The organism is Salaquimonas pukyongi, from assembly GCF_001953055.1.
Taxonomy (GTDB): Bacteria; Pseudomonadota; Alphaproteobacteria; order Rhizobiales; family Rhizobiaceae; genus Salaquimonas; species Salaquimonas pukyongi.
The window spans coordinates 161,664-174,519 of sequence record NZ_CP019044.1 but is presented as its reverse complement, the minus strand read 5'-3'; the positions used below and the strand labels follow the sequence as shown (position 1 = coordinate 174,519).

The 12,856-nt window shown below is 58.7% G+C and carries 12 protein-coding genes, 1 tRNA gene and 1 pseudogene; 5 read left to right on the top strand and 9 right to left on the bottom strand.

The genetic code is table 11. From position 1 onward, the window contains the following. Nucleotides 1-58: 58 nt before the first annotated feature. The gene (gene fabA, locus BVL55_RS00940) at nucleotides 59-574 is read right to left on the bottom strand and encodes a 3-hydroxyacyl-[acyl-carrier-protein] dehydratase FabA (RefSeq protein ID WP_075995332.1); all 516 of its coding nucleotides are present in this window, start codon (nucleotides 572-574) and stop codon (nucleotides 59-61) included. A 440-nt stretch (nucleotides 575-1,014) separates the two neighbouring features. Between fabA and irrA the strand changes: the two genes are divergently transcribed. Next, on the top strand, nucleotides 1,015-1,398 hold the full coding sequence (gene irrA, locus BVL55_RS00935) for an iron response transcriptional regulator IrrA (RefSeq protein WP_075997791.1): 384 nt from the start codon (nucleotides 1,015-1,017) through the stop codon (nucleotides 1,396-1,398). A 24-nt stretch (nucleotides 1,399-1,422) separates the two neighbouring features. Here irrA and msrA read toward each other — a convergent pair. Together msrA and BVL55_RS00925 are read right to left on the bottom strand one after the other, a co-directional pair. Next, nucleotides 1,423-2,081: pseudogene (gene msrA, locus BVL55_RS00930) on the bottom strand (peptide-methionine (S)-S-oxide reductase MsrA). 291 nt (nucleotides 2,082-2,372) lie between these two features. Beyond that, on the bottom strand, nucleotides 2,373-2,696 hold the full coding sequence (locus BVL55_RS00925) for a hypothetical protein (protein WP_075995331.1): 324 nt from the start codon (nucleotides 2,694-2,696) through the stop codon (nucleotides 2,373-2,375). A gap of 473 nt (nucleotides 2,697-3,169) precedes the next feature. Here BVL55_RS00925 and BVL55_RS00915 point away from each other — a divergent pair. From BVL55_RS00915 to BVL55_RS00905, 3 genes are all read left to right on the top strand, one after another. Beyond that, nucleotides 3,170-3,259 (top strand) — tRNA-Ser (locus BVL55_RS00915). Between the two features lie 285 nt (nucleotides 3,260-3,544). Further along, on the top strand, nucleotides 3,545-3,988 hold the full coding sequence (locus BVL55_RS00910) for a PRC-barrel domain-containing protein (protein WP_075995329.1): 444 nt from the start codon (nucleotides 3,545-3,547) through the stop codon (nucleotides 3,986-3,988). A gap of 101 nt (nucleotides 3,989-4,089) precedes the next feature. Beyond that, nucleotides 4,090-5,244 carry an alkane 1-monooxygenase gene (locus tag BVL55_RS00905; protein WP_075995328.1) on the top strand — a complete coding sequence of 385 codons (1,155 nt, stop codon included), beginning with the start codon at nucleotides 4,090-4,092 and terminating at the stop codon, nucleotides 5,242-5,244. 55 nt (nucleotides 5,245-5,299) lie between these two features. On the opposite strand, the gene BVL55_RS00900 is transcribed toward BVL55_RS00905, so the two are convergent. The 4 genes from BVL55_RS00900 to BVL55_RS00885 form a co-directional block, all read right to left on the bottom strand. Beyond that, nucleotides 5,300-5,968, bottom strand: coding sequence for a YiaD family glycine zipper/OmpA-like lipoprotein (locus BVL55_RS00900; RefSeq protein ID WP_075995327.1), 669 nt, complete (start codon nucleotides 5,966-5,968; stop codon nucleotides 5,300-5,302). Between the two features lie 201 nt (nucleotides 5,969-6,169). Beyond that, entirely contained in the window at nucleotides 6,170-7,513 is a 1,344-nt protein-coding gene (dddP, locus tag BVL55_RS00895; RefSeq protein WP_075995326.1) for a dimethylsulfonioproprionate lyase DddP, read from the bottom strand. 145 nt (nucleotides 7,514-7,658) lie between these two features. After that, the gene (locus BVL55_RS00890; protein WP_083649288.1) at nucleotides 7,659-8,009 is read right to left on the bottom strand and encodes a PilZ domain-containing protein; all 351 of its coding nucleotides are present in this window, start codon (nucleotides 8,007-8,009) and stop codon (nucleotides 7,659-7,661) included. Between the two features lie 121 nt (nucleotides 8,010-8,130). Next, the gene (locus BVL55_RS00885) at nucleotides 8,131-8,520 is read right to left on the bottom strand and encodes a hypothetical protein (RefSeq protein ID WP_075995325.1); all 390 of its coding nucleotides are present in this window, start codon (nucleotides 8,518-8,520) and stop codon (nucleotides 8,131-8,133) included. 102 nt (nucleotides 8,521-8,622) lie between these two features. On the opposite strand from BVL55_RS00885, the gene BVL55_RS00880 reads away from it, so the two are divergent. Continuing rightward, nucleotides 8,623-9,633: a 2-dehydropantoate 2-reductase gene (locus BVL55_RS00880; protein WP_075995324.1), complete on the top strand. Its 1,011-nt coding sequence runs from the start codon at nucleotides 8,623-8,625 to the stop codon at nucleotides 9,631-9,633. 36 nt (nucleotides 9,634-9,669) lie between these two features. On the opposite strand, the gene BVL55_RS00875 is transcribed toward BVL55_RS00880, so the two are convergent. Together BVL55_RS00875 and gyrB are read right to left on the bottom strand one after the other, a co-directional pair. Further along, complete coding sequence (locus tag BVL55_RS00875) at nucleotides 9,670-10,098, bottom strand: glyoxalase superfamily protein (protein WP_156892372.1); 429 nt, start codon at nucleotides 10,096-10,098, stop codon at nucleotides 9,670-9,672. Between the two features lie 254 nt (nucleotides 10,099-10,352). Further along, nucleotides 10,353-12,809 (bottom strand): DNA topoisomerase (ATP-hydrolyzing) subunit B, encoded by a 2,457-nt coding sequence (gyrB, locus tag BVL55_RS00870; RefSeq protein WP_075995322.1) that lies wholly within the window; start codon nucleotides 12,807-12,809, stop codon nucleotides 10,353-10,355. Nucleotides 12,810-12,856: the final 47 nt, after the last annotated feature.

The following is a 12,856-nucleotide window of genomic DNA, read 5'->3' as shown; positions in this document are numbered from 1 at the left end:
GCGGCAGCGCATTTTTAAGCCGGCTTTTCCGGCCAGTTCGCCAGGCGGGCAATCTGCCTCAGGAAGCCTTTTCTTTCGACAGGCCAACCTTGAGATCGGATGCCGTGTAAATCTGCTCGCCATCGGCTTTCAGCCAGCCATCGGCAATACCGAGGTTTAGCCGGCCACTCATGACCCGTTTGAAGTCGACGCCATACTCGACCAGCTTGGTCTTCGGCGTGACCATTCCCTTGAACTTCACCTCGCCGGTCGACAGCGCCATGCCGTAGCCCGGCAGGCCGAGCCAGCCAAGATAAAAACCTGTGAGCTGCCAAAGCGCATCAAGGCCCAAACAGCCCGGCATGATCTCGTTGCCGATGAAATGGCAGGGAAAAAACCACAGGTCGGGTTTGACATCGAGTTCGGCGCGGATACACCCCTTGCCATGGGCACCGCCGGATTCAGAAACTTCCGTAATGCGGTCAAACATCAGCATTGGCGGGGCAGGAAGCTGCGCATTACCTGGCCCGAACAGTTCTCCGCGTCCGCAAGCCAGCAATTCCTCGTAGGTGTAACTCGATTGTTTTTCGGCCATTTCGCCCCGCTACAGGTTTCCTCCACATTTGCGCCGTCTTAACACAGGAAATTTTCAAAAACCAAAGGAAGTTTGGCGAGTTTTTCCCTCCAGTTGATTCCGGGAAATTGCACAATATTGCAACTTGCTGCGTGCTCGAACTGCCGCTCCTGGAATTTGCTCGCTCTGGCAATCGGCCGCAGGCGGCAATCTATTGCGATTAGGGGCGCCGGGAATTATATACTGACGGCAGGGCGTGGCTCTTCGAACTCCCGGCGCCTGCGGGCGGTGGTGGTTAGAGCTGCCGGTCAGGCGTGATATGCCAAGTGTGACATGCAGTGGACGGTTTGGCCACAATGGCTAGCAGGGAACCATACATGAAACGGAATGAAACAATGCCCGGTGACGGTGTTTTCTGCCATGCAGAGCAGGCATGTGCGGGGTGCGACAGCACCTGCAAAATGCTGCGCGAGGCGGGGTTGCGGCCGACACGTCAGCGCATGGCGCTCGCTGACCTTCTGTTTGGGAAAGGCGACCGGCATATCTCGGCGGAAATCCTGTTCGATGAAGCAGGCCAGGCCGGAGTGCCGGTATCGCTTGCCACGATCTACAACACGCTGCACCAATTTACCCGGGCCGGCCTGCTGAAAGCGATCTCCATCGACTCTTCGAAGACCTATTTCGACACCAATACCGGCGATCATCACCACTTCTACCTGGAAGATACCGAAGAAGTGGTGGACATGCCGAAGACCGGGGTTTCGATCGTCAACCTGCCGACCGCACCGGAAGGCATGGAAATCGCCTCCGTCGATGTGGTGGTGCGGGTGCGCCGGGCGCGATAGGCGACCTGTAACTCCGGTAATTCGTCAGTTTTGCGGTGCTGCCGGGCAGCTCACGCCTGTTCCCCCGATACCACAATAGCCCGACGGGTTTTTGGCCAGATATTGCTGGTGGTATTCCTCGGCAAAATAGAACTCCGGTGCTTCGCGGATTTCCGTGGTAATCTTGTCTTTCCTGCCGGCGGCATCAAGGGCCTGCTGATAGCGCTCGCGGCTTGCAAGGGCTGCCCGCAATTGCTGCGGAGACAAGGTGAAGATGGCTGATCGGTATTGCGTGCCATTGTCGTTACCCTGCCGCATGCCCTGGGTGGGGTCGTGGCTTTCCCAGAACAGGGCCAGCAATTCCTCATAGGTGACTTTCTTCGGGTCAAACACCACCAAAACCACTTCGGTATGGCCTGTCATGCCGCTGCAGGTTTCCTGATAGGTCGGATTGGGGGTGAAACCGCCGGCATAACCTGCCGCGGTCACCCAGACGCCGGGCGTTTGCCAGAAAAGCTGCTCTGCGCCCCAGAAACAGCCAAGGCCGAACACCGCTGATTCAAGATGGTCGGGATAAGGCCCTTCAGGGGATTGCCGTTGACGAAGTGGGTTTCGGCGGTGAGCAGGGGTTCACTGCGGCCGGGAAGGGCTTCCTGCGCCGTGGGCAGCTTCATCTTCCTGGTAAGCATGTTGATCAGGAACATGGCGAAACTCCCTCATGCCGCCCATGATCAGACCAGGCTGGATCTAGAGCGTGTCTGGCTTAAATGGAACCGTTTGAGCGCCGGGAGTTTGGTCTTCGGCAAGGAACCAGGTTCAAACGATTGCAGAAAACCCGATACATTCATGATGTTAAGTGCCCGGCTGTGGTGTCTTTTGCGTTCTGGCTTCGTCGAAATCCTCGCGAGGTGGCAAGGCACCGCGCTGCGGTGTTCTCCTTGCCAGAAACGAAAAATCCATCCATGCAAACTGCTTCCATTTAAACCGGACACGCTCTAGTCGCCATAGCGGTCCTGCAGCCGCAATTTGCGCTGACGCCCGGCCAGGGCAAAGAGCAGCCACAATATGCCGAACACCACCCAGCTGGGCGCGAGCAAAATTGTCTGGATCACGGGATCCCAGACATAGGGGTGGACATATCGCTGAATCGTTGCCTGCGCAAGATTGAGCGTCGACGGCGACAGGTTGAACCAGTCGACCCCGAGCGGGGTCATGACGAGGGACGAATCGGCAATAGACCGCGTGATGTCGAGCACCGCGGTTACCAGCGCCAGTGCCAGCGCGAAAAGAGCCAGAACACGAGACAGCGATTTGAGCATCTTGCTTCCTTCTTGCGCTGGAAAATAGGGTGGCGGGCAGGCTTGTGCAATGCACCCCGCATCGGGCGCCGTCAGTTCCTTTACAATTTTCCGTCAAAGCCGGTTTCGTGGGCAATCCCGCGCCGCCGCGTGCAACGCAATGCGAGACTTCATCATCTGCCAAACTCCGCGCTTGAACCGGCTTCGGATATTTGTATAAGTGCCGCCGGTTGCATGGTGTGCATTGCAGGCCTGTAGCCGCAGAGGTGGCCGAGTGGTCGAAGGCGCCCACGGTCCGGCAAGCCGGGCCGATTCAGATAAGGAAAGGCGTGCGCTTTTCTTCGACCCCCGGAGAAAACCGGGTCAAAAAACACAACGGAGAGGTGGCCGAGTGGTCGAAGGCGCCCACGGCCCGGCAAGCCGGGCCGATTCAGATAAGGAAAGGCGTGCGCTTTTCTTCGACCCCCGGAGAAAACCGGGTCAAAAAACACAACGGAGAGGTGGCCGAGTGGTCGAAGGCGCACGCCTGGAACGCGTGTAGGCGGGCAACCGTCTCCAGGGTTCGAATCCCTGTCTCTCCGCCATTTTCTGACTTCGCGCTGTCGCCCTGCGGGCGTCGCTCCAGGCGGGGCCTCGCATACGCTCGGGCGGCTCTTCGCCTTGCGAACCCTCCGGGTTCGAGCTTTCTCCCAAGGTCTCCGCCACTCCCAATTATCCAATTGTTTTAATTCGTTATTTTCTCCCCTGTGCGGAATCGCACAGCCTGCGGCCATCAAAACCGGCATGTTTGTCACATGAAAAGGGAACTTTCCGCACCGCGAGAACGTTTCAAAGAGGCAAACAGGAGAAGGCAAACGCCTTTTAAACCGATGAACAACAAACTTGCAGCAGCCATTGTAATCGCATCGACCATGACCGCCGGGGCATTTTCGGCGGCGGAAACGGCGGCAGCCAGCGAGTACGCCCTGTTCGACAAGCCGATTGCGCTTGCCTACGCTCCACAAAGCGCGCCCCTCGACAATCGCTTCGAACAGTTCGAGGATTTCGAAGAGGAACATGAGCTCAATGATGCCTGGCTCGGCATGCCGGTCCACTCTGCCGAAGGCGAGTTGGTTGGTTTTGTCGAGGATGCCTATCTTGATGAAAATGGTGATGTGGAGGAGTTGCTTGTCGGCCTGAGCGACCAGAACTATGCCGTCTACATTGACGCGAAGAACACCAGCCTGACCGAGTCGGAAGTGGCCGTTTCCCTGTCTTCCAACGCCATTGCAGGGCTTGAGCGGGCCGAAGATTACCAGCTCGTTCAGCGCTGAGAACTGCGCCCTTACACCTTTAACCAATTTACCGCGCCAAGCACCTGCTCCACGTAAAGACGGGCGTTGGCAGGTGCCGGGGGCAATGATAGCCTCCCCAGATGATCTTTATCGCACGATCTGAAAATGGCGAAACCGTCGAATACCAGGACACCAAGCGGTGGCTCTGGATACTCTCGGTATTGTCGCCGTCAGTGCCGCTTGTCGGCGCCATTGCCATGGTCTGGGCGGGGAACCCGCTGTGGGCACTGTTTCCGCTTGTTTTCTATTTCATGACCGTTCCGCTGCTCGATGCCTGGTTCGGCGAAGACAACGACAATCCGCCGGAAGCGGTGGTCGAGGCGCTTGCCGCTGATCCCTATTATCGAATGCTGCTGTTTGCATCAATCCCGGTCTTCTATGCGGGGTTTCTTGCGGCCATGTATGCGGCCATGCAGGAAGCAACGCCATGGTGGGCCATGGTGGCGCTGGTATTGGGCACGGGCGCTGCCTCGGGAGCGGGAATCACCGTCGGCCATGAACTGGGACACAAGCCCAGCCGGGCAGACCAGTGGGGCGCCAAGGCCATTCTGGCACTGACCGGATACGGCCATTTTCCCATCGAACACAATCGGGGCCATCACGTGAAAGTGGCAACGCCGGAAGACCCGGCTTCAGCCCGAATGGGCGAAAGTGTCTACCGCTTTGCCCTGCGTGAGATACCGGGAGCGGCCCGACGTGCCGTTGCCCTGGAACGTGAGCGGCTGGCGCGCAAGGGGCTGCCTTTCTTGCATTGGCGCAACGATATTCTGCAGGCCGGCGCCATTACCGCGGTAATCGCCGGGGGGCTTATCGCGTGGCTGGGGGTTGCGGTTCTTCCCCTGTTGCTCCTTCACCATCTCGTCGGATGGCTGCAACTGACGTTTGCCAATTATGTGGAGCATTACGGATTGTTGCGGGAGAAACTGCCGAATGGGCGGTATGCGCCTTGTGAACCGCGCCATTCCTGGAACACGAACCACATCGTATCAAACCTGATGCTGTTTCACCTGCAGCGCCATTCCGATCATCACGCCAATCCGCTGCGCCCCTATCAGACCCTGAGAAACTTTGATGAACTGCCGCGCCTGCCCAGCGGTTATCCGGGAAGCTATGTGCTGGCGGCCATTCCGCCGCTGTGGTTTCAGGTCATGGACCCGAAAGTGCTTTCCTGGGCCGGCGGAGATATTTCCAGGACCAATCACGTCCCCGGCTGTTCAACCCAGAGCGTGTCCTGATTAGCTGGAAGCAGTTTTTCCAACAAACAAAACGCTGTGAACGCTGCTGCAGCAGTTACTGGCGCAACGGCGAAATGCGAATCTCGACGCGGCGGTTCTGCTGGCGGCCGAAATCGGTCGAGTTGTCGGCAATTGGCCGTGTTTCGCCAAAGCCGACAATCAGCAGGCGGCGCGGATCGATGCCACGCTGGGAGATGTAAGTTCCCACCGAAACAGCGCGGCGCTCGGAAAGCTGCTGGTTGTATTCGGCGCTGCCGGTATTGTCCGTATGACCATCGATATCGAGCAGGGTTTGCGGGTACTTGTTCAGCACGATGGCGACCGAATCCAGCACACCGATGAAGTTCGGGTTGAGATCGGCACTGTCGGAGGCAAACGTGACGTTGCCCGGCAGATTCAGAATAATCTGGTCGCCGGCGCGGGTGACGCTGACACCTGAATTGAGCAGCTGCTGGCGCAGTTCCTGCTCCTGGCGGTCCATGTAGTTGCCGATGCCGCCGCCCACGAGCGCGCCAACACCTGCGCCGATCAGGGCAGCCTTGCGCTGATCATCGCCCTTTTTGTCCTTGGCAATCAGCAGGCCGGTTACCGCGCCTGCAACAGCGCCGAGCGCCGCGCCTCCGGCGGTGTTGTTGCGCTGCGGCTGGCCGGTCAGCGGATCGGTTGGCGTTTGGCAGGCGGTGAGGAGCGCCATCGCGCTCGCCAGAATTACAGCTTTTTTCATGAAACAGCCCCGGTATCGATTGGTTATGCGGCATGGTCGAACTCCATGCCTTAATGATGCAGGTGCAGGGTACACCCAATGGCGCGGAAACTGCCACCCAAGAAGGGCAAAAATACGGCCTGTATCTGAACGCAAAATGAACGCGGGAGGCAGTCTGATTCCGTTTGTCAGAAGCATTGAGCAAAAACGGGTGGTAAAATCCTAACTCAGGAATTTCCGGTCATAAGGATAACTGGTCAGATTTTCAAACCCGTCCTCGGTGACCAGCACCTGATCTTCCAGCTTGATCGAAAAACCGGCATCTTCCGACCCGATCAGGGCTTCCACGCATAACATCATTCCGGCCTCGAGCTCGTAGTCAAAGGCGCCGGGCACATGGTTTTGCGGATAGGCGATCAACGGCCACTCGTCGCAAAGGCCCACGCCATGCATGCGGCAGCCATACTGGCCTTCAACCAGATAGTCGGGAAGCTGGTGGCCCTTGAAGACGAGGTCGTCAAACCGCACGCCGGGCTTCAGCAATGCCATGTTTTCCATGATGTGCTGATAGCCGATCTGATAGTATTTCTTCATCAGATCAGTCGGTTCGCCATCGCCCAGAAACCAGGTTCTGGAAATGTCGACACAAAGGCCATAGGTGCCGATCAGATCCGTATCGAAAGCCAGGATTTCATTGTTCTGGATCACCCGCGGACCACATTCCTGAAACCAGGGATAAGTGCGCGGGCCTGATGCCAGAAGCCGGGTCTCGATCCACTCCCCGCCCCGCTTGATGTTTTCGGCGTGCAGAACCGCCCAGACATCGTCTTCCGTCATGCCGGGAGCGGCAGCCCTCTCCATTGCCGCGACTGCCTGTTCGCAGGCATGGACCGAACAGCGCATCGCCTTGATTTCCTCTTCGCCCTTGATCACCCGGGCTTTTTCGGTGACCTCTTCGCCCTCCATCACCTCAATGCCACGCTGTTCCAGCGCCTTGAGGCCCGCAACCATGATCTTGTCCACGGCAAGACGCCGGTTTTCGCCCGCATGGTCGCGCATCAGGGACTGTATTTCGCCGGTGAAGCTGTCTGCCGCACTGTCGGTTTTGTCGCCGGTGCCGAAATAGAACATGGACGCGCCGCCGCGTACCTCGCGTACAAGCGGATTGAAATCGGCCAGAAACGGCGAATTCTTGTAATCCCAAAGCACCATGTAGCCGTCCGCCAATACCAGACAGGCGCGGAACGGATTGTGAGCGTTCCAAAGCTGCATATTGGTGCTGTCGGTGGCATAGCGGATGTTGAGCGGATCCATCATCAACAGGCCCGCATAATCGCGCTTGTTGATTTCCGCTACCAGGCGGTCAAGGCGGAAGCGGCGCATTGCTGCCAGATTGGGGGGCTCAAGGCCGGCTGCTGCCCATTCCTCGAAAGCCAATGCGGTCGGGCCGATTTCAACCCGGTCATTGTCATCCGGCGATCCATCCGGTTTTACGGGCATGCGCCGCGACGGATCGATCTTGCGGTTTGAAATCTGGTAACCGCTGACGGCTTCAGGAGCATCCATCGCCTAGCCTCCCCTGCAGGACCTGTTGGTTCGTCTGACTGTTCAGGTTAGGACGGTAACGCGCAAAGGCCAGTAGCCAAAAGCGCCAAAGCTGCGCCAAATGCGCCATGGCCACATCTCGGGCCGATGCGAATTCTGCAGGATGCTACAGACGCTCGTCGATGGAAAAGGGCCGCGGCTTGGTCAGGAAGTTGACCCCGATGATCTGGTTCTTGCGCCAGACCAGGCGGCACAACGTCTTGGTGCGCCGGGTGTAGTTGGCCAGTACGAAGCGTTTTGGCAGTTCGCCACAGGAAACTTCAAGGCGGGCGCCACCTTCGGATATGTCATGGATCAGGCAGGCGACGCCGAATTTGCGGCCATCAAGGATGATTTCGCTCAGATCATTGGCCGGGTCGCGCCTGGATCTGCGTTGTTCCGAACCATCGAACGCGTTCGCAGGCGTTTTTCTCTCGGCCAGGTTTCTGGTCTCGAACTTCAGCGCAGGCTGGATCATCGTGTGTTGCCGCTTGTTGTGACATCTGTGGCAATTGTTACCGTAACAGTAGGGGGGAAGTGGTTAACCGAAAGTAAACGGCCAGAAGATACTCAATTTTTAAGTGCATTTCCGGAACATGCTATTCTTTTGGTTTTACCTTCGCCACGTAGCGTTCGCCGCCCGAGGAAACCCAGACAATGGTTGTCTGCCCGCCTTCGGCTGACCAGAACACATCATAGCAGGACCAGGCTTCATTGGGCGGCCACTGGGAGCAATACTGGCCGTTCGCCACTTTCCAACGGCCAAAACTGCCCTGATTGCCCTGCCAATAGCTGGTCGGCGCCGACTCATGGCCGCGCGGATCGCCGAAGGTCTGCTCGAAATCCTCGCCCACGGCCTTCGCATCGACCAGAAGCTCATAAATGCGCCTTTCGCCGGCGCGCTGTTCTTGCTGGGCGAAAGCAGGCAGCGTCAAAGCGAGCAATGCAGCAAGCGGTGCAAAAAGCAGGATGTGGATGTGCGCAGTCATGGGCTGAATCCGGTTTGTGGCATCAGGGAATTGTGCAACACTTGGCCCCCAGGCGGAAGCGACGATTGGTAACAACCCTGCGAGCGGCAGAGGAGGCATGGCATGCGCATAGCTGTATTCGGGGCGGGATCGATCGGTTGCCTGATCGGCGGCTCGCTGCTGGTACGCGGCAATAATGTCGTGCTGATCGGGCGCGAGCAGGTGGGCAGTGAAATTGCCGCGCACGGGCTCACCGTATCCGACCTTGACGGGCGCCATGAGACCATTGCGGCAGACAAGGTGCCCTATTCTCTCGATCCTGGAGCGGTGGCAGATTGCGATGTCATTCTGCTGACGGTCAAATGCACCGATACGCGCCATGCGGCAGAGGAAATTGCCCGGCATGCGAACAAGGAAACCGTGATCTACAGCCTGCAGAACGGTGTCGGCAATACGGATGTTCTGCGTGAGGTACTGAAGGGCTATCCGGTGGTTGCCGGCATGGTTGCCTTCAACGCGCTGTGGATGGAAAAGGCGCGCTTTCACCGTGCCACCGATGCAGGCCTTGTGCTGGGCAAGCATCCTGCCTCGCACCAGCTGGCACGGCTTTTGAAGCAAAGCCATATCCCGACCACCATCGCCTCGGACATGAAGGCGGTGCTTTGGGGCAAATTGTGCCTCAACCTCAACAACGCCATCAACGTGCTTTCCGACCTGCCGCTGAAACAGCAGCTGGAGCGGCGCAACTACCGCAAGGTCCTGGCGGCCTGCGTGGAAGAGGCGCTGGCGGTGATGCGGGCAAAAGACATCGAACCGGCAAAAATCGGCAAGGTCAGCCCGAAATACATTCCTTCCATCCTCAACCTGCCCGACCCGGTATTCAAACTGGTTGCCGGCAGCATGATGAAGATGGACGACAATGCGCGTTCCTCAATGTGGGAGGACTTGCAAAAGGGCCGTGAGCCGGAGATCGATTATCTCAACGGACGCATTGCCGAGGAAGGCGACAAGCTGAAAATCGCCACGCCCGCCAATGAGAAGATCACACAGCTGGTCAGGCTAGCCTTTGCAAACGGCAAGTCACCGCAGATGAGCGGGCAGGAACTGCTGGATGCCATTACCCCGCAGGTGTGAGGACGGAATAACCGCCCTCACACGGGTACACCAAAGTCAGCAAAGATCGAGAGCAAGCTGCGGCTTGCCGTTCGAAGTCTTTTCGGTAGTCGAACCATTTCGGTTGATGGTTGCCTGTACGCGGCGGCGGAAATTTGAAAAACTGTCAAACGTCACAACATCCACCGGCTCGGCAAGGTCGAGCTCAACGCGATAGCGGCCATGAGCGGCCTGTGCGTTTATCCCAATGACCTCGGCCGTAAACGGCTGCCCGAGATAGCTGCCTCCGACGATCTGCCCGACATGAACCGGCGGCCCCGCCTGCCGGTTGCCGCAGGCTGCATGCGCGGTGTTCCAGTCACGGAAGCCGTGCTGGCGCGCAACGAGCTCAAGGGATTGCGAATGGCTGACGGTTTCACCGGATTGCGCCATCGCATTGCGCAGGCGGCGGGCCTGATCTTTAAGGTTTTCAATCGTATGTTTCATCTGAACACCCATGCGTTGCCGCCCACCGCAAATATGCGGTGAAGCGCTGCCAGACATGCGGCTTGAGGGCTGGACGCCCCGGCTGGTGCCCGCGTTGCAGCCTGCCACATGTACTGGACGGCAGGTTGCCAGAACGAAATATCAACGGAACTTCACCAAGGACCGGCGTGGCGGCCCTGCGGACGGCGGGTGTCCGAAACCCGGTGCGCAGATAGGTCGCATCACCGGCGTTGTCAAGTTGCGCCGGTTTTCCGTCAGATGTCCAGGTTGGCTACGCTGAGGGCATTATCCTGAATGAACTCACGGCGCGGTTCGACTTCATCGCCCATCAGGCGGGAGAACAATTCGTCGGCATCGGTGGCGTCATGGACCTTGACCTGCAGCAGGGTACGTTCGTTGGGATCGAGCGTCGTCTCCCAAAGCTGGTCCGGGTTCATCTCGCCAAGCCCCTTGTAACGCTGCAGCGAGACGCCCTTGCGGCCGGCCTCGAACACCATTTCCAGCAGCGCGCGCGGCCCGGTAATCGTCTGGCTGTCCTCCTTGCGGTAGAATACGGGCGGCGTTGCATAAACCTCCTGCAGGCTGGGCGCCAGTTCATCGAGGCGCATGGCATCGGCGGAGCCGATCAGTGCCATATCGATCTGTGCAGCTTCCTTGACCCCGCGCACCACGCGCTCGAAGGACAGGCCCCCGTCGGGCATCAGTTTGGCTGTCCAGCCGCGCTCCGTCTCCTCGGCGATCGCATCAAGCCGTTTTGCCACATAGTCACCGGCAGCCTGGGCACGTTCGGTGTCGCTTATCAGTTCAGGATTGAGAATGCCGGCGATTGCAGCCTGCTCAACCACATCCCGGCTATAGCGCGAATGAATGGCGCCAAGGGAGGCGCGAAAGGACAGTGCAGTGGCAATGACAGCGCGCAGATCCTCGCCCGTGCGCACCTCGCCATTGGCAAGTTCAAGCCTGGCCTCATCGAGCCCGCCCTCAATCAGATATTCCTCCAGGGCACGCTCGTCCTTCAGGTACTGGAAGGATTTGCCGCGGGTAACCTTGTAGAGCGGCGGCTGGGCGATGAAGACATGGCCGCGCTCGATCAGTTCCGGCATCTGGCGAAAGAAGAAGGTCAGCAGCAGGGTGCGGATATGGGCGCCGTCCACATCGGCATCGGTCATGATGATGATCTTGTGGTAGCGCAGCTTGTCGATATTGAACTCGTCCTTGCCGATCGAGGTGCCGAGCGCCGTGATCAGCGTGCCGATTTCCTGGCTCGACAGCATCTTGTCGAAACGTGCGCGCTCGACGTTCAAAATCTTGCCGCGCAGGGGCAGGATCGCCTGGTTGGCGCGCGAACGGCCCTGCTTGGCCGAACCACCGGCAGAATCACCCTCCACCAGAAAGAGCTCGGATTTCGCCGGATCTCGTTCCTGGCAGTCCGCCAGTTTTCCGGGCAGGGAGGAAACATCGAGTGCGCCCTTGCGGCGGGTCAGTTCGCGGGCCTTGCGGGCAGCTTCGCGGGCGGCTGCCGCCTCAACGACCTTGGAGACGATGGTGCGGGCATCGGCCGGGTTTTCCTCAAACCACTCCGAAAGCAGCTGGTTGACGAGGCCTTCCACCGCCGGGCGCACTTCGGAAGAGACCAGCTTGTCCTTGGTCTGTGAGGAAAACTTCGGATCGGGAACCTTGACCGAAAGCACGCAGGTCAGCCCTTCCCGGCAGTCATCGCCGGTCAGGGAAACCTTCTCCTTTTTCAGGATGCCGGAAGTATCGGCATAGCCGGTAACCTGACGGGTCAGCGCGCCGCGAAATCCGGCAAGGTGCGTGCCGCCGTCGCGCTGGGGAATGTTGTTGGTAAAACACAGCACATTCTCGTGATAGGAATCGTTCCACCACAGCGCCACCTCCACGGTGATGCCTTCTTTTTCCGAATTCAGATAAATCGGGTTTTCGATCAGGGCGGTGCGGTTGCGGTCCAGATAGCGAACGAATTCCTGCAATCCGCCTTCGTAAAACAGCTCCTCGCTTACCGCCTCCGCGCCGCGCCGGTCGGTAAGGAGGATGCGGGCGCCCGAGTTAAGGAAAGCAAGTTCACGCAAGCGGTGTTCGAGCGTCTTGTAGTCGAATTCCACCATGGTGAACGTTTCGGGCGACGGCTTGAAAGTAACCTCAGTACCGGTTTCCTCCTTCGGGCAGTCACCGGTCACCTCCAGCGGTGCATCGGCGACGCCATGGGTAAAACTCATTTCATGAACTTTGCCGTCCTGGCGGATGGTCAGCTTCAGCCAGATCGAAAGCGCGTTGACGACGGAAACGCCGACACCGTGAAGCCCGCCGGAAACCTTGTAGGAGTTCTGGTCGAATTTTCCGCCGGCGTGAAGCTGGGTCATGATGACCTCGGCAGCCGAGATCCCCTCTTCCTTGTGGATGCCGGTGGGAATGCCGCGGCCATTGTCGGTAACCGTTACCGACCCATCGGCATTGAGCGTCACCGTCACCCGGTCGGCATGGCCGGCAAGTACCTCGTCGATGCCGTTGTCGACCACCTCATAGACCATGTGGTGCAAGCCGGAGCCATCATCGGTATCGCCGATATACATGCCGGGGCGCTTGCGCACTGCGTCGAGGCCCTTGAGGACCTTGATCGATTCGGCGCCATAGTCGCCATTCGGCGTGTCCCCACCAGGGGTTTCGTCCGGCGTCTGCGGAGTATCGCTCATACAAGATTATCCAGGTTTTGCCGCCTATTTTGCCGCCCTTTGTGCCG